General features: G+C 60.1%; 18 protein-coding genes. 8 read left to right on the top strand and 10 right to left on the bottom strand.

Annotation, left to right across the window (positions count from 1 at the left end; all coding sequences use genetic code 11):
- Together EXR36_12030 and EXR36_12035 are read left to right on the top strand one after the other, a co-directional pair.
- Positions 1–494, top strand: a 494-nt coding sequence (locus tag EXR36_12030; protein ID MSQ60338.1) for a NifU family protein, incomplete at its 5' end; no start/stop codon positions are given.
- An 8-nt stretch (positions 495–502) separates the two neighbouring features.
- Positions 503–823 (top strand): non-heme iron oxygenase ferredoxin subunit, encoded by a 321-nt coding sequence (locus tag EXR36_12035; protein ID MSQ60339.1) that lies wholly within the window; start codon positions 503–505, stop codon positions 821–823.
- Between the two features lie 67 nt (positions 824–890).
- On the opposite strand, the gene EXR36_12040 is transcribed toward EXR36_12035, so the two are convergent.
- The gene (locus EXR36_12040) at positions 891–1,241 is read right to left on the bottom strand and encodes a hypothetical protein (GenBank protein ID MSQ60340.1); all 351 of its coding nucleotides are present in this window, start codon (positions 1,239–1,241) and stop codon (positions 891–893) included.
- Between the two features lie 243 nt (positions 1,242–1,484).
- Here EXR36_12040 and EXR36_12045 point away from each other — a divergent pair, with 243 nt between their 5' ends.
- The 4 genes from EXR36_12045 (at position 1,485) to EXR36_12060 (ending at position 5,570) form a co-directional block, all read left to right on the top strand.
- A complete protein-coding gene (locus EXR36_12045; protein ID MSQ60341.1) occupies positions 1,485–2,885 on the top strand; it encodes an asparagine--tRNA ligase in 1,401 nt (466 codons plus the stop codon).
- Positions 2,886–2,983: 98 nt separating this feature from the next.
- Positions 2,984–4,240: an acetamidase/formamidase family protein gene (locus tag EXR36_12050; GenBank protein ID MSQ60342.1), complete on the top strand. Its 1,257-nt coding sequence runs from the start codon at positions 2,984–2,986 to the stop codon at positions 4,238–4,240.
- Positions 4,241–4,297: 57 nt separating this feature from the next.
- Positions 4,298–4,867, top strand: a complete 570-nt coding sequence (locus EXR36_12055; protein MSQ60343.1) for a hypothetical protein — start codon at positions 4,298–4,300, stop codon at positions 4,865–4,867.
- Entirely contained in the window at positions 4,839–5,570 is a 732-nt protein-coding gene (locus tag EXR36_12060; protein ID MSQ60344.1) for a hypothetical protein, read from the top strand. Before EXR36_12055 ends, EXR36_12060 begins: the two co-directional genes overlap by 29 nt.
- 4 nt (positions 5,571–5,574) lie before the next feature.
- On the opposite strand, the gene EXR36_12065 is transcribed toward EXR36_12060, so the two are convergent.
- Positions 5,575–6,825: a M48 family peptidase gene (locus EXR36_12065; GenBank protein ID MSQ60345.1), complete on the bottom strand. Its 1,251-nt coding sequence runs from the start codon at positions 6,823–6,825 to the stop codon at positions 5,575–5,577.
- Between the two features lie 76 nt (positions 6,826–6,901).
- On the opposite strand from EXR36_12065, the gene EXR36_12070 reads away from it, so the two are divergent.
- Both EXR36_12070 and pncB read left to right on the top strand, forming a co-directional pair.
- On the top strand, positions 6,902–7,471 hold the full coding sequence (locus EXR36_12070) for an oligoribonuclease (protein ID MSQ60346.1): 570 nt from the start codon (positions 6,902–6,904) through the stop codon (positions 7,469–7,471).
- A gap of 36 nt (positions 7,472–7,507) precedes the next feature.
- Positions 7,508–8,695 (top strand): nicotinate phosphoribosyltransferase, encoded by a 1,188-nt coding sequence (pncB, locus tag EXR36_12075; protein ID MSQ60347.1) that lies wholly within the window; start codon positions 7,508–7,510, stop codon positions 8,693–8,695.
- A 57-nt stretch (positions 8,696–8,752) separates the two neighbouring features.
- On the opposite strand, the gene EXR36_12080 is transcribed toward pncB, so the two are convergent.
- The 8 genes from EXR36_12080 to EXR36_12115 form a co-directional block, all read right to left on the bottom strand.
- On the bottom strand, positions 8,753–10,396 hold the full coding sequence (locus tag EXR36_12080; GenBank protein MSQ60348.1) for a glucose-6-phosphate isomerase: 1,644 nt from the start codon (positions 10,394–10,396) through the stop codon (positions 8,753–8,755).
- Between the two features lie 104 nt (positions 10,397–10,500).
- Positions 10,501–11,688: an acetyl-CoA C-acyltransferase gene (locus tag EXR36_12085; protein MSQ60349.1), complete on the bottom strand. Its 1,188-nt coding sequence runs from the start codon at positions 11,686–11,688 to the stop codon at positions 10,501–10,503.
- A gap of 78 nt (positions 11,689–11,766) precedes the next feature.
- On the bottom strand, positions 11,767–12,180 hold the full coding sequence (locus tag EXR36_12090; protein ID MSQ60350.1) for a hypothetical protein: 414 nt from the start codon (positions 12,178–12,180) through the stop codon (positions 11,767–11,769).
- A gap of 24 nt (positions 12,181–12,204) precedes the next feature.
- On the bottom strand, positions 12,205–13,074 hold the full coding sequence (hslO, locus tag EXR36_12095; GenBank protein MSQ60351.1) for an Hsp33 family molecular chaperone HslO: 870 nt from the start codon (positions 13,072–13,074) through the stop codon (positions 12,205–12,207).
- A 2-nt stretch (positions 13,075–13,076) separates the two neighbouring features.
- Positions 13,077–14,723 carry a glycosyltransferase family 39 protein gene (locus EXR36_12100; protein ID MSQ60352.1) on the bottom strand — a complete coding sequence of 549 codons (1,647 nt, stop codon included), beginning with the start codon at positions 14,721–14,723 and terminating at the stop codon, positions 13,077–13,079.
- Positions 14,724–14,804: 81 nt separating this feature from the next.
- The gene (locus EXR36_12105; GenBank protein ID MSQ60353.1) at positions 14,805–15,044 is read right to left on the bottom strand and encodes a 50S ribosomal protein L31; all 240 of its coding nucleotides are present in this window, start codon (positions 15,042–15,044) and stop codon (positions 14,805–14,807) included.
- Between the two features lie 148 nt (positions 15,045–15,192).
- On the bottom strand, positions 15,193–15,429 hold the full coding sequence (locus EXR36_12110) for a hypothetical protein (GenBank protein ID MSQ60354.1): 237 nt from the start codon (positions 15,427–15,429) through the stop codon (positions 15,193–15,195).
- Between the two features lie 75 nt (positions 15,430–15,504).
- Positions 15,505–16,161, bottom strand: a complete 657-nt coding sequence (locus tag EXR36_12115) for a hypothetical protein (GenBank protein ID MSQ60355.1) — start codon at positions 16,159–16,161, stop codon at positions 15,505–15,507.
- Between the last annotated feature and the right edge of the window lie 171 nt (positions 16,162–16,332).

The following is a 16,332-nucleotide window of genomic DNA, read 5'->3' on the forward strand; positions in this document are numbered from 1 at the left end:
TGGCCAAGTCTTTCGAGAGCTCGGATGAGGCGAGAGGCGACGAGTTGGCGGGTGCGCTTTTCGATATTCCTCATGTCACCAACGTGTTTTACGTGGACCACTGGCTTACCGTCACCCAGGACGGCGCCATGGAGTGGCCGGATCTGCTTCGGCAATTGGCCGTGCCCATTCGAGAGGCGCCTTCGGCCGAGGAAACCTCCGCCAAGTTGATCGACCATAATGCCCACGCCATCGACGGCGAACCCGATCCGAATCTTTCTCCCGAGGACAACGAGCTTATGGCCGAGATACGGGAGCTGTTGGACCAGGAAATCCGCCCGTATTTGCAGGGCGACGGCGGCGATCTGCATGTGATCGGGCTGGAAGGCAAGACCCTCAAGGTGCACTACCAAGGGGCTTGCGGGAGTTGCCCAAGCTCCTTGTCCGGCACCTTGGCTGGTATCGAGAACATGGTGCGGCGGCTCGATCCGGAACTGGAGGTGATCGCGGTCTAGGGGCTTGCATGAGCGGTTGGACCGCCGTATGCGCGGCCGGTGAATTAGCGCCTGGCCAACACCGCGTCGTGGATGTGGACGGCGTTCAAATCGCGGTATTTAATCTGGGCGGAGAATTTCACGCCATCGAAGACGTTTGTACTCACGATGGCGGTACCTTGACGGGCGGTCCCGTGGAAGACGATCAGATAATCTGCCCCCGGCACGGCGCGCGGTTTTGTATCAGGACGGGCGAGGCCTTAACTGCGCCGGCCTTCGAGGCCACCACGAAGTTCCCAGTGCGAACTGTCGCGGGCATTGTTGAAGTGAAGGACGAACGCTGGGACTAGGGTCTGTTGGAGAGTCTTCCAATAGAAAAGGGGCGCGGTTGCGCCCCTTTTCATAAAGCCTAGAAACTTACTTCTTTTCAGCGCCTACCGCGCGGCCTTGCTTGGTGGTGTCATCCTTGCCGGACTTGACTTCGTCCAGGGCGCGGCCTTGCTTCTCTTCAACGGCGGCCTTCTTCTTTTTCGCGCCGTCGATCGCGCGACCGTGCTTCTTCGTGGAGGCTTTCTTGTCCATCTTCACGGTACCGTCATCGATCTTGCAGCCATGCTTGCTGGTACCGTCCGCACCCGACGTTACCGCCCCTTCTTCAATGGCGCGGCCGGGTTTGGCGGGATCGGGCTTGGACTTCACGGTGTCGTCGGCTTGGGCGGAAACGGCAAACGCCAAGGCTAGGGCTACGGCAGAGATCAATGTACGCATTTGAGACTACTTTCATTCATCGTTAACGGATGGCTAGCCGGTTTGGAGGCCAGCCTACTTCACTAAAGAAAACTTGCTGAGAAGACCGGGACAACTCATCCATCCACTCCTGCGATGATTCACGACCTTCTAGGTACGCATCATCGGCTCATCCGTTAGAAATGGCACTTCCCAAATAGAGGGGGGACTATCACTTTAGTGATAAGCTCGCCCAAAAACCTCGGGACAACGCTCATTTCCTTCATGACCACACTCTCCTGCGCGGACATTCTAGGCGGCCAAGGGGCCCAGGACGCTCCCGTCACATTGAAAGGCTGGGTACGCACCCGGCGCGACTCCAAGGCAGGCATCTCCTTCGTGCATGTCTCCGACGGATCCTGCTTCCACCCCGTGCAGGTGGTGGTACCCAGCACGCTGGCGAATTACGCGAGCGAGGTACAACGCCTGACGGCGGGATGCGCCGTGGAGGCCACTGGCATGATCGTGCCTTCGCCCGCCAAGGGCCAGCCCTTCGAGATGCAGGCGAGCGCGATCCATGTGCTGGGCTGGGTGGAGGATCCCGATACCTATCCCATTCAGCCCAAACCCCACACCATGGAGTACTTGCGCGAGGTGGCGCATTTGCGCCCGCGCACCAATGTCATCGGCGCGGTGACACGCGTGCGGCACACGGTGGCCCAAGCCATTCATCGCTTCTTTAGCGAGGATGGTTTTGTCTGGGTCAATACGCCCATCATTACAGCCTCCGATGCCGAAGGCGCCGGGGAGTTGTTTCGCGTATCCACCCTGGATCTGGCCAATCTGCCCCGCACGCCCGAGGGCAAGGTGGATTTCGCGCGGGACTTTTTCGGGCGCGAGGCCTTTCTTACCGTTTCGGGCCAGCTCAACGTGGAAACCTACTGCATGGCCTTGTCCAAGGTTTACACCTTTGGGCCCACTTTTCGCGCGGAGAACTCCAACACCAGCCGCCATCTGGCGGAGTTCTGGATGATAGAGCCGGAGATCGCCTTCGCGAATCTATCCGATAACGCCACATTGGCCGAGAGGCTTCTGAAGTACGTATTCAAAGCCGTGCTGAACGAACGCCCGGACGACATGGCCTTCTTCGAGGAGCGCATCGAAAAAGGCGTGATCGCCAAGCTGCAAGGCATCGTGGACACGCAGTTCGTGCGCATGGATTACACGCAGGCCATTGGCGTTCTGCAACAGGCCAAGGAAAAGTTCGAATATCCGGTGAGTTGGGGCATGGACTTGCAGTCCGAGCACGAGCGCTATCTGGCGGAGAAATACGCCGCGAAGCCGGTCATCCTCACGAATTATCCGAAGGAGATAAAGGCGTTCTACATGCGGCTCAACGACGACGACAAAACTGTCGCGGCCATGGACGTGCTGGCGCCTGGTATCGGCGAAATCATCGGTGGCAGCCAGCGCGAGGAGCGCCTGGAGGTGCTTGACCGCCGCATGGATGAGAGCAAGCTCGATAAAACCATATACTCCTGGTACCGCGACTTGCGGCGCTACGGCACCGTGCCCCATGCGGGGTTTGGCCTGGGCTTCGAGCGCACCATCGCCTACGTGACGGGACTGTCCAACGTGCGCGATGTGATTCCGTTTCCGCGTACGCCGGGGCACGCGCGCTACTAGGAGGTTTTGGTTCTAGTTGATCTTGGCATGGCGCCGCCGTAAGATACCGCGCTTCACCGGGGGACATTGCTGCAACCACTTTACTCAAGGGAGAAAGAATGAGACCACAATTTCGCGTACTTGCGGCGGGACTCGCGGCCGCCTTGTTGTCCGCCCCGCTATGGGCGGATACCACCGACGTCAAAACCCAGTCCATCGTCCGGGTCGCCAAGAAGGGCGCGCATTGCGTCAATGATCCGAACTGCATAAACCGCTACCACCCGGCCATTCCCGCCGTTGCCCGGGCCAAACCCGGCCAGCTCATAATTTTCGAAACCCGGGATGCGCTCGACTCCAATCTCAACGCGACGTCCGAACCGAAGGACGTTACGGCCATCGATTTGAACCTGGTCCACCCGATTACGGGGCCCGTACACATCGAAGGCGCCAAGCGCGGCGATGTATTGGCGGTGACCTTGATCGACGTCGATCCCGATGAGTATGGCTATACCACCGTGGTTCCGGGTTTTGGCTTCCTGCGCGACCTTTTCCCCAAACCCTACATTGCCAACTGGAAACTGAACCGCATGGAAGCGGTGAGCGACCAGCTTCCCGGTGTCGCCATTCCGATGAATGGCTTCATGGGTACCGTGGGCACCATGCCCGGCTATCCAGAAGTGGACGCCTGGCTCAAGCGTGAGAACGACCTGGGTGCGGCAGGCGGCATCGCGCTTCCCCCGCAGCCCACCGGCGCGCGGCCAGACGCTGTGTGCGGACCCAACGGTTCCCATAAGGACAAATGCCTGCGTACCATCCCGCCGCGCGAGAACGGCGGCAACATGGACATCAAGCAAATGGTGGTGGGTACGACGCTGCTGCTGCCCTGCTATGTCGATGGCTGCGGCTTTTTCGTGGGCGACGTGCACTACGCCCAGGGCGATGGAGAAGTGGCTGGAACCGCCATTGAAATCGGCGCGGTGGTCACCGTTCGCACGGAAATTCGCAAGGGCATGGCATCCTTGATGAAGAGCGGTCCGCATTTCGAAGGGGGCTCGCAGCTGAAGAAATTGGAACCAGATCGTTTCCACGCTACCGTGGGTTACCCGACCAAGGCCGAAGGCGAAATCCCGCCCTACACCACCTATTTGGACAGCAAGAAAATCGCCCCCTTGGGTAATTTGTCGGAAGACCTTACCCTGGCCGCGCGCCGTTCGCTGATCGAGATGATCGATTGGCTGGTAGCCACCAAGGGTTTCAGCCGCGAACAAGCCTATGTGTTCACCAGTGTTGCCTGTGACATGCGCATCGGCAACGTCGTGGATGTGCCCAACTACGCAGTGTCCACGATTTGCCCGCTGGAAACCATCAAGCGATAGGTAGTCCCTAGTAACTCCTCGTCATGGGCGGGCGCGAGCCCGCCGATTCTTTGAATCATGAATAGAAGACAAGCATTTGCATTACTGGCCGGGCTCGTGGTTGGGCCTGCATTCGCCCATTCTCCCTACCGGCAATGGGCCGTGTTCCGCCAGCGGTTCTTACTCGTTACCACCACGCGGGACGACAAAGGGGCGGACGACTTAGGAGAGGAAATCGCTCGCATCGTGCTCGCGCAATTGCCCGATAGCCGGGCGCAGGTCAGCCGCGCGCGCGACTGGTCCGTGTTGGCAAGCCTCCTCACCACGAAGCAAACGGAACTAGCGGTGATGGCAAAGGAACGCTCCGCCGCCTTGTATAAAGGCGAGACGCCTTACCAGGACTTCGGTCCTTCGCCCTTGCGGGTAATCGTGCAAACGGATCGTTACCGGCTCGTATGCCGCGATGATTTCCCGGTCCACCATGCGTACCTGCTGTGCGAGGCCTTGATGGAGGAAAAAGAGGTTCAAGGCTTTTCCGTCCTCGGCGATTCAGTGATTCCCGCGCATCCGGGCGCGATGGCCTATATGCGCGGAGATAAGTTACCGCCGGCATCGGAGAATGAAAAAGAGATTCGGCGCGCTCAGTAGGCAGGCGATAGCGGGCTTCATTGCCGCACTGCTATCTTGCGCCGCGGCGGCGCACGATTTCATCACGGCGGAGACCGCGGAGAAATACCTAGCGCAAGCAACTGGACACTCGCAGACTCTGAAGTCCTCCGCATCCGCGCGCGAGAAAGCGCAGTCCGCCTACCAGTTGGGCCGCATGCTGGACGAGATTCGAGAGTTTCTAAACCGCGATATTGCCGCGCACGGCTCGGTGCAAGGGCTGGCATCCAACCGCCTCGTGGCCGAACTCAAGGCCCGGGGCACGCCCTTGGCGCAGGACTCCAAGGGGCGCTATCTCGCCAATCTGAATTATTACCGCGATGCCTTGAAGTATGCGCCGCACGGCGCGCGCGAATCCGAGGCGCTTTACCGGCTCGTTCAGGGCTACTTTTACGACAGCTTCGAGGACGATCCTCTAAAACCCCAGGGCCAATCCTGGGTGCAACTCGAAGAGCAAATCGCCTTGGCCGAGCGTTTGCTGGGGCGCTTTGCGCAGCAGGCGGATCTGGGGGAGGCATATTTCATTCTGCTGATTCACTACGTGCAAGCCGCGCGTTTCGCGCCAGAAGGAGCGAAGATGTCGTACGCAGCCAAGGCACACGCAGCCATCTCCGCCTTCCAGTCGCGTTATCCGGACAGCTTGAGAGCCGCCGCGATGCCGGTGATGCTGGAGGCGCTACGGTAACGCTTCAGCCCTGCGCCAAGACTTGCAGTTTCTCGATACGCGCCTTGGCGGGCGGATGGGAATCGTAGAAGGCGGAATGCAATGGGTCCGGCGTCAAGGTGGAGGCGTTGTCCTTATAGAGCTTGACCAGGGCGTTCACCAAATCCCGCGCGGAACTGTGCTGAGCGGCGTAAGCATCGGCCTCGAATTCGTGCTTGCGCGAATAGGCGCTCAAGAGGGGACGCAACAAAAACGTAAAGACCGGGGTGGCCAAGAAGAACAACACCAAGGCCATGGCGTTGCTGGCTGGGTAGCTCACGCCTAGGCTTTCGTAGAACCACGCCTGGTCCTTCACGAAACCTAGCACCGCCAGCATCACCAAACTCACGGCGAAGGTCCATGCCATGCGGCGAACCACGTGCCGCATTTTGAAGTGCCCGAGTTCATGGGCCAGCACTGCCTCGATCTCGGTTTCGTTGAGGCGAGAAATCAAGGTATCGAAGAATACGATGCGCTTGGTCTTGCCGAACCCGGTGAAATAGGCGTTGCCATGGGAACTGCGCCGCGAGCCGTCCATCACGAACAAACCCTTCGACTGAAAGCCGCACTTGGCGAGCAGTTGTTCGATGCGCTGCTTGAGCGATCCGTCTTGCATGGGAGAGAATTTGTTGAACAGCGGCGCGATGAAGGTGGGGTAAATGGCCATTACCAAAATGTTGAACACCACCCAAGTAACCCAAACATAAATCCACCAGTGGGTTCCCATCTTCTCCATCAGCCACAGCACGGCCAGCATCAAGGGCAGGCCAAAAGCCACGGCCACCGCGGCTTGCTTGAACAAATCGCCAAAGAACATGGCCCTGGTCATGCGGTTGAAGCCGAACTTCGCTTCGACGTGAAAGGTGCGGTAGTAGCTAAAGGGTAGATCCACCAACCCGGACACTAGAACCAGCAAGCCCAGAAAAATCACTCCGCGCCATAAATCGCTCGCCAGCCAGCTGGCCGCCAGACTGTCCATCCCCTGCGCCACGCCTCCAAAGGTCAGGACGAGAAGCAGCAGCACATCCACCACCGAATGACTGAGATTGAGCCGGGTGCGCTCCGCGCTATAGTCCGCGGCCTTTTGGTGGGCGTCCAAGGCGATCTCCCCGGAGAACTCCTTGGGCACGAGCGCGCGATGGCGTTGAATGTGGCCGATGTGGCGCAGTGCCAGCCAAGCCCGCGTGGCGGTGGCGGTCACCAATGCGATAACGAACAGTACGCTGAATAAGGTCATGGAAGGTTGGAGTGAGGGCGCTTCGCGCGCGGGACAGCCGTGTGACAGAATGGCGGCTCAACAAGTTCGCGAAATTATGGCACAGGACAATACAGGACTGGACAACACCAGACTCATATGGGTGGACCTCGAGATGAGCGGCCTCGATCCGGACAACGACCGCATTTTGGAGGTGGCCATGGTCATCACGGACCAGAATCTGGAGATCGTGGCCGAAGGCCCCGTGCTAGTCGTGCATCAAAGCGATGCGGTACTGGATGGCATGGATAGCTGGAACAAGGCCACGCATGCGCGCACGGGCTTGGTGGACCTGGTCAAGGCTTCCACGGCCTCCGAGCAGTCTGTTGAAACAGACATGCTGGCATTTCTCAGGCATTACTTGGCGGCGGGCGCCTCGCCCATGTGCGGTAACTCCGTTTGCCAGGACCGGCGCTTTCTCGCGCGCTCCATGCCCGCGTTGCAGGCCTATTTCCATTACCGCAACCTCGACGTGAGCACGCTGAAGGAATTGGCCAAGCGCTGGAAGCCGCGGATCATGGCCGGCTTTCAAAAGCAGGGCAAGCACGAAGCCCTCGCGGACATTTACGAATCCATCGATGAACTCAAGTATTACCGCGAGCATCTCCTGTCCGTTCAGCAGGCTTAGGCCGGGCTTAGTCACCACCCTTCGAGTATTACCCCAATGAAGCCCGTCATCGCCAGCTTGCTCGACACGGATCTCTACAAGTTCACCATGTGGCAGACCATGCTGCACAGGCATCCCGAAACGCAGGCGCAATACACCTTCGTGTGCCGCAACGAAAGCGCCTATCCGCTGGGGAATTTTCTGGATGACGTGAACCGGGAACTCGATGCGTTGTGCGCTTTGAAGTTCAAGCACGATGAGCTTGCCTACCTGGGGGGGTTGCGCTTCATCAAGACGGACTTCGTGGATTTCTTGCGCATCTTTCATTTTCAGCGCGAATTCATCCACGCCAGATCCAAGAATGGCGTCCTGGAAATCGTCGCGGAAGGCCCGCAAGTACACGTCATGGCCTTCGAGATCTTCGTGCTGTCCATCGTCAACGAGTTGTACTTTCGCCACTTCGACCGCGAGAATGCACTGGCCGAAGGCCGTAAACGGTTACGCGCGAAGATCGAGCAGTTGCGGGCCTTCGCGAAGGAGCCGCCGTTGCGCCATCCCTTCGAATTCTTCGACTTTGGAGTACGCCGGCGTTTCTCTGGCGAATGGCAGCGCGAGGTCGATGCAACGCTGAAGAAAGAAATCGGACAGTTCTTTCGCGGCACTTCCAACGTGCTTTCTGCACGAGACCTTGACCTGGTGCCCATCGGCACCATGGCCCATGAATACTTGCAAAGCTACCAAGCCCTGGGCTTTCGCCTGCGCGATTCGCAGAAGGCGGCACTGGAGGATTGGGTGCAGGAATACCGCGGCGACTTAGGTGTGGCCCTCACGGACGTGGTGGGAATGGACGCTTTCCTCGCGGATTTCGATCTGTACTTCGCGAAACTCTTCGATGGCTTGCGGCACGATTCCGGAGACCCGGTGGTGTGGGGCGAGAAGGCGCTCGCCCATTACGCCAAATTGCGCGTCGACCCGCACACCAAGCGCCTGGTCTTCTCCGACGGCTTGAACGTCACCAAGGCCATCGAGCTCTACCGCCACTTCGCGGAGCGCACGCAATTGGGTTTCGGTATCGGCACCCACCTCACCAACGATTGCGGCCTCACGCCCTTGAACATCGTGATGAAACTCACCTTGTGCAACGGCCAGCCGGTGGCCAAGCTTTCCGATTCCCCCGGCAAGACCCTATGCGACGACCAGACCTTCCTGGCCTATCTGCGCCAGGTGTTCAACGTGCCGGCGTGACACTACGCTCTGGGGCCTGCCGGCCAGGAACCCAGGTGCGATGGCAAATAAGGAAGTTCACGCAAGCCTATCCCGCGCCTTGGCTCTGAGCATCAGCCCGCGGGTGGAAGCGTCATGGGAACTGCTCACCGACCCCGCCGCCATGTCGTCCATGAGTTTGTTCGCCAGTTGTTTACCCAGCTCCACGCCCCATTGATCGAAGGAGTTCACTCCCCAGATCGTGCCTTGGACGAAAACCTTGTGCTCGTAGAGCGCGATCAGCGCGCCGAGGGAAGCGGGCGTGAGCTTGGGCAGGAGTATCGTGTTGCTGGGACGGTTGCCGGGAAACACTTTGTGGGGAACGAGGCGCTCGAGGGACTCGCCCCGATAGCCCTGCGCGATGAGTTCAGTGCGAACCTCGTCCGCGGTTTTTCCCTGCATCAGCGCTTGCGTTTGCGCCAGGCAGTTGGCGATGAGCATGTCGTGATGTCTTCCCATGGGGTAATGGGATTGGAGCGGCAGGATGAAATCGGCGGGCGTCCAATGAGTGCCTTGGTGCAGTTGCTGGTAGAAGGCGTGTTGGCCGTTGGTGCCGGGCTCGCCCCACACCACCGGACCGGTTTGATATTCCACCGAGCGTCCGTCGCGCCCAACCGATTTGCCGTTGCTCTCCATGTCGAGTTGCTGCAAGTACGCCGGGAAGCGGTGCAGCGACTGGTCGTATGGCAGCACGGCGTGCGTGCGCCGGTCCCAGAAATCGATATACCAAATACCTAGCAATCCCAGGATCACGGGCATGTTGTGCTCGAGGGGCGCCGAAGCGAAATGCCGGTCCATGGTGTGCGCGCCGCTCAATAACTCCTCGAACCTGTCCATGCCAGCGGCGATGGCGATGGGAAGGCCGATGGCGGACCATAGCGAGTAGCGCCCGCCCACCCAGTCCCAGAAGGCAAATACGTTGTCGTCGCGAATGCCGAACGCCTTGGTGGCGGAAAGATTGGTGGACACCGCCGAGAAGTGTTCAGAGACGGCGCCCTCGTTGCCAAGTGCTGCCACGAGCCACGCGCGCGCGCTGGCGGCATTGGTGAGGGTTTCCTGGGTGGTGAAGGTCTTCGAGGCAATGATGAAGAGGGTGGTGCGTGCATTCAACGACTTTAACTTCGCGCCCAAGTGCGCGCCGTCGATGTTGGAAACGAAGTGCACGCGCAAGCGTTCATGACGGTAGGGTTCCAGCGCCTCGGTGACCATGAGGGGCCCGAGATCAGATCCGCCGATGCCGATGTTCACGACGTCGGTGATGATCTCGCCGGTGGATCCCCTGATGGTTCCGGAGCGAACACCCTCGCTAAAGCCGCGCATTCGCGCGAGCACCGCGTTGACGGCGGGCATCACGTCCTTGCCATCCGCGGCCATGGGGCGGTTGGAGCGGTTACGCAACGCCACATGCAGCACGGCGCGCTCCTCGGTGGTGTTGATGCGCTCGCCGGCCAACATGGCGCCTATACGCTCTTCTAGCTGGGATGCACGTGCAAGCTCGATCAGCGAGGCCAAGGTACCGGCAACGATGAGATTCTTCGAATAATCGAGAAACAAATCGCCGGCTTCCAGGGAAAATTTGCCGAAGCGCCCAGGGTCTTGGGCGAACAGATCGCGCAGGTGAGTATTGCCGAGGGTCTTTCTGTGCGCGCCGAGGGCTTGCCAAGCGGAAGATTGGTCGGTCATGGTTTGCTCATGGGTAGGCGTTGCGCATTCTACGTATACCGGTGCGAAAGAAAACGGCGTGCCCGCATGGCACGCCGTTTTGGAGGACGCGAACCAGATGGATGCTAGAGGCGCTCGTATATCGCCGCGATTCCCTGCCCGCCACCGATGCACATGGTGGCCAGCGCGTAACGCCCGCCCGTACGCTGCAATTCGTAAATGGCCTTGATGGAAATGATGGCGCCCGTGGCGCCGATGGGGTGCCCCAGCGCGATGGCGCCGCCGTTGGGATTGACCTTCTTCATGTCGAAGTTCAGATCATGAGCCACCGCGCAAGCTTGCGCCGCGAAGGCTTCGTTGGATTCGATGACATCCATCTGCTCGATCTTCAGCCCCGCGCGTTCGAGCGCCTGGCGTACCGCGGGCACCGGGCCGATGCCCATGTACCTAGGGTCCACGCCGGCGTGCCCGTAGGAGACTAGGCGCGCCATGGGTTTCAAGCCTTTCTTCTCGGCGGCGGCGCGTTCCATCAGCACGAGCGCGGCGGCGCCGTCGTTGATGCCGGAGGCATTGCCGGCCGTGACAGTGCCGTCCTTCTGGAACACGGTGCGTAGCTTTGCCATGCCTTCCGTACTGGCGTCGGAGCGCACATGCTCGTCCGTGTCGAAGAATACCGGGCCCTTCTTGCTTTTTAATTCGATGGGCAGGATTTGATCCTTGAAGTAGCCGTTTTGCTGGGCGCGGGTGGCGCGTTGGTGGCTCTGCACCGCCAACTCGTCTTGTTGCCGCCGGGAGATTTCCCATTTGGCGGAGACGTTCTCCGCCGTGATACCCATGTGTACTGTATCGAAGGGGTCCGTCAGGGCGCCCACCATCATGTCCATCATGGCACCATCTCCCATGCGCTGGCCCCAGCGCATCTGGGGCACGGCATAGGCGGCGCGGCTCATCGATTCCACGCCACCGGCAACGGCGGCATCGCAGTCGCCTAGAGCAATGCACTGCGAGGCGCTGACAATGGCCTGCAAGCCGCTGCCGCACAACCGGTTCAGGGTGAGGCAAGGTGCCTCCTTCGGGATACCGCCATTCACGGCCGCGACGCGCGACACGTACATGTCCTTGGGTTCGGTGTGGATGATATTTCCAATCACCACATGGCCGATGGCTTCGGGGGCGAGCTTGGAACGCGCGACAGCTTCCCGGATAACCCTGGCGCCGAGTTCCGTGGGAGAGAGATCTTTCAAGCTGCCGCCGTAATCTCCTATGGCGGTGCGCACGCCGGAGAGGATGACGACTTCGCGTGGATGGGTCATGGTAATGCTCCTAGTGAGTGCGCTACGGGATCGCCATTCTAGCTTGGTGTGCGTCTCGATATTGCGGCGCACCATACCTTAGTCTTCAGAGTCTCCCAGTTTCTCCATTTGCCGCCGGTCACGCTTGGTCGGCCGCCCCTTGAAAGAGAAGGTGGGGAGGGGATTGGCGCGCCTGAGCGCGGCCTGGTGCTCCCGCTTCTCGCGGCTTGCCTGGGTTTCCTCGTACAGCTTAGCGGCTTGGCTCGCCGGACCGCGTTTCTCGGACATCGCTCTAATCACTACCGTGTATTCCGACCAACCGGCGCGAATCACGAGTTCATCGCCCGTCTTCAAGGACTTCGCCGGCTTGGCGCGATCCCCGTTGACCAGGACCTTACCGCCTTCGGCGGCGGCGGCGGCCAAGGAGCGGGTCTTGTAGAAGCGCGCTGCCCACAGCCATTTGTCGAGGCGAAGTTTTTCCTCCGTGGGCTGTTCAGGAGCGCTTTTCGCCATCATTGCCGCCTGTCGTCGCGCGTATCAATGCCGGGTGCCACGGGGCCCGGCGAGATGCTCGGCGGCGAAAACTTGCTCCGCATCCACACGGTCGAAGGCGTAGCGCCGGTTGCAAAATTCGCAATGCACGTCCACCTCTTCGCGCTCGCTCAAGATGGATTGCACTTCGGCCGCACCGAGCATGCGCAGCATGTTTGCGACTCTTTCCCGCGTGCACGAACAGCCGAAACTCATGATCTTGGGCTCGAAGACCCGGACGTCTTTCTGGTGGTAGAGCCGGCGCAATATCTGCGTTTTCGGCAAGCTAAGAAGTTCGGCCGCGGTGATCGTCCGCGCGAGTTGAGTCGCGCGGTTCCAGGCCTCGGCATCTTCCGAAAGATAGGTGCCCGGCATGCGCTGAAGCATGAGCCCAGCACTGCGTTCCCGGTTCGAGGCGAGACAGAGCCGGGTTTCCAATTGCTCGGACGTGGCCATGTAGTGCTCGAGCACTTCCGCGACACAGCTTCCGTCCAGGCCGGCGATGCCCTGGTAGTTCTGTTTGGAATCTTCTTGCGCGATGGTGATGGCGAACCGGCCTTCGCCCACCAACTCCTTGAATGTTCCCTCTGGGTTGCCTTCCCATTTTGCCGTGGCCCGCATGGTTTGCTCGCTGGTGCATTCCACCACGATGAGCCGTACCGGCCCGTTTCCATGAATTTGCAGGATGAGAGATCCGGAGAATTTAAGGGTTGAGGACAGCAAGCCCGCTGCCGCCATCAATTCACCGAGGACGCTTTGCAGCGCGGCGGGATACTCGTGCCGTTCCAGCACCGCCCGCCAAGTTGCGTCCAAGTGCACCAATTCGCCGCGCACGCAAGTGTGTTCCAGCAAGAATCGCTGAAGCGCGTCGTGCATGTTCATCGCCTTCGCACAAAAAGCTGGTAGAGCTCGTTCTTGTCGCCTTCGCGCGCGCCAGAGAAGGCCAGCATCCACTGCGGACCTAAATCTCTTGGCAGTGCCCGGGTGGATTGCAGGAGCAACACGGGACAATCCTTACGCGCGCGCGGGTTCTCGGATCTTTGCGTGACGAGGTTCGCGAAATAATGGAGCATCGCGCGCTGGCTGGCGCCCAGCCCCGCGCTCCCCACGCAGGCCGTGCCCGCGGGTATGGCTTTCTTGATTTTCAGGGACACTTGCCGGTAGCTTAGGCCCGCATCCATGTAGTTCCCAAACAAGATCATGATCAAGGCCCAAAGCATGGTGGTGCCCGCCGTCCAGGCCAGCACGGGGCGTTCGGGAGTGCGCTTCAGATTTGCGATGGCCCATACCCATGCCGCGGTCACTAGGGCCGCGCCTATCAGGCGCAGGACGAAGTAGGAAGGTTCATAGTTGGGTTGCATGCGCATCAAGTGGCGGTGCAGGCGTTCGGGAATGCCAGCGTCCATCCCCATCCAATAAAACCACCCAGTCAGGGCGAACAAGAAAAAGAACATGATGGAAAACCACAGCAGCGCGTTGGCCGCGCCGCGGCGCAGGGTCTGCACCCCATGGCTGGCCAACAATACCAGGGGTACGAGTAGCGGTAGCGCGTGGCTTTCCTGCAAATCCCGGGTGATGGCCAGTACCACGAACATGGTCGCAAACATGACCACGGCCAGTTGAAGGCCGCGGTTCGCGAGGAAATTCTTGCGCGATTCCAACAGTGCCCATAGGGCGAGGGGCCAAGCGGGCCAAGTGTGCCACGAGAGCGCGCGAATGAACCGGTATACCGAGGACAGCATGATCTCTTTGTCGAACACGCGCAGGTGATCGAGGTTCTCCACCCATAGCCAGGTATGAAACAACTTCGGGGAGTGGGCGTGGAGCAACCCGGGCCATATGATCCACCAAGGCAAGCTGGCGATCAGCGCGGTGCCGGCGCACTTCAGCAGAAACACTCCCCGCCACGGCGAGAACAATATTGGAAGTAGCGCCACGGTCAGCACGAGGACTGCTGCTTGCGCCGGGCCTTCCGATAGAAAAACGATGCCAAAGCCCGTACCCAGACAAAGCCCGCCCCCATGCGGGCGTTGTGGCGCGATACTCAGGCCGTAGAGGGCGCAGGCGTACCCGGCCAGCATCGCGAGGTCGGGAACCAATTGGTGAGCGTGTGGGATGAAGCCAATGCAACCCAGCGCCAGGATAAAGGAGGCAAAGCCCGGCTTGGGACCATGGAGCGCGCGCGCGGCAAGGGCCCCGAAGGCAACCGTGGCGACGACGAACGCTACGCATGCGAAGCGCGCGGCATCGTGGAGGGGAAGCGCGAATCCCAAGGCCTTGGCGAACAGCGCGCACACCCAGTAGAACAGGGGCGGGGAATCCAGAACGACTTCCCCGGCCAATTGCGGTACCAGCCAGCCGGTGCCACGGAGCATGCTGTACACCACCCCGAAGGCAGATGCCTCGTCCGGTTTCCACGGGTCATGGCCCCACAAGCCGGGAAGCATCCACACGAGAAATAGCCCCAACACCACGATGTGCGCGGGCAAGGGCAGCGCCTTTTGATTTGTAGCCGGTTCGGCCATGGCGGGGTGCGCAGGGATCAAAGAGGCCTGGAAACGAAAAAGGCAGCCGCAGGCTGCCTTTCTTGCGGCGGACAGCGGCGCTTAGGCCGAAGCTGCCTTGCCGGCGGCGGGCTTGGGTGCGGACTTGGCGTAGCGCTGTCTGAATCGCTCAACTCTTCCTGCCGTATCGACGATCTTCTGCTTGCCAGTATAGAACGGATGGCAGGAGGAGCAGACTTCGACGTGCAATTCGCGCCCCAGCACCGAACGGGTGTTGAAGGTGGTTCCGCAGCTGCAAGTGACTTTAATCTCTTTGTAGTCAGGATGTATACCGGCTTTCATGGTGGGCTCCACCAGGATTTGCCCTGGGTCAAAACGTTTTAGGGGCGCGCATTATCCTTGAGCGGGGTGCGATTTGCAATCACGGAAATTCCCAACCTGCGATGGGATCTCCTCAAACACGGGCCTTCGAGTTGCGATGTTCTTGTGCCTATCGAGAGGCCGGCTTCTCCGCCGCAGGCCCGAATACAAGGGGTTTTCCTGGGTTTGCCGTACCCGCTCGCTTGAGCGTGGCCTTCACGGGCGGGGGCGCCCTCGACCTGGCGGCCGCGGGCGGCTGGGTGGCCGGCGCCGCTTGCTCACCGCCAGCTAGCGGCTCTTGCGCGCGGGTAGCGTTCGCCAAAAGCGCGATTGTGCCAAGCGCGAAGGCAACGAGAAATTCTTTCATGAAGGGTTCCTCCGCATGCTTATTCGTTAGTCATGGCAGCGGCTGCTCGCGCACCGCGACTTGCTTGCCGCCCAATTAGATGTACTCCTTCAAGTTCGATTTGGGCGTTTCTTCCCATAACAGTTGCCCGCCCTGGCCGTACACGAAGAAGGTGTCGGTGCCTGCCTTGCGCGAGCGCACGCGCTGGTTGGCCGCGTCGTAATCGAACAATATTTCGTTGGCCAATCCGCAATTCGCGCAACGCAGTCCGGCCGCGTCGTTGTAGGCAAAACTGGTCGTGCCGTTTCCCGTGACATTGCCGTACACGTCGTAGCCAAAGGTGTAGCCCTTGCTGCCACTTACCGTGGCCAGCCGCTGGCTTGCTGGGTCGTAGGCGTAAGTGAGACTAAACGCCCAGAAGCTCTGGTTGGTGATGTTGCCGCGCGGGTCATAGCCGATGCTACCCGCTCCCCAGGGCCCGTTCACGCCCGTCAAGCGGTCGGTCGCGTCGTAGACCAAGCCGCGGTTGTAGGAAGTATCGGGAGGATTGCTGATGGCGGTGACGTTACCCGCGGGGTCGTAGGCGTTACCAGCAGGGTCGTAGGTATAGCTCATGTTGAACAGATCGCCCGTCTTGGCGATTTGCTGCGAGGTGGGCCATTGGCGCGAATTCAGCCACACGGTGGTTTGCACGCCATTGGCGTAGGTGATGTGGCTGGGTTGGCCAGTGGGGTGATAGGCCACGGTATTCACATAAGGGCACCTCTAATAATCACTTTTCTACGACGGATCTCTTACCGCGTTAGCGAAATGAGTTTCATTCTCGGCCAGGTGACCTTCAGTCGGGTTATTTCGCGCCTTTCAAGGCGTTTTGCGAGCCTCTTCACTGGCTTTGTATCCAACTTACCCAACCGCACACGGATT

It is taken from the genome of Betaproteobacteria bacterium, from assembly GCA_009693245.1.
In the GTDB taxonomy this organism is placed as follows: Bacteria; Pseudomonadota; Gammaproteobacteria; order Burkholderiales; family SHXO01; genus SHXO01.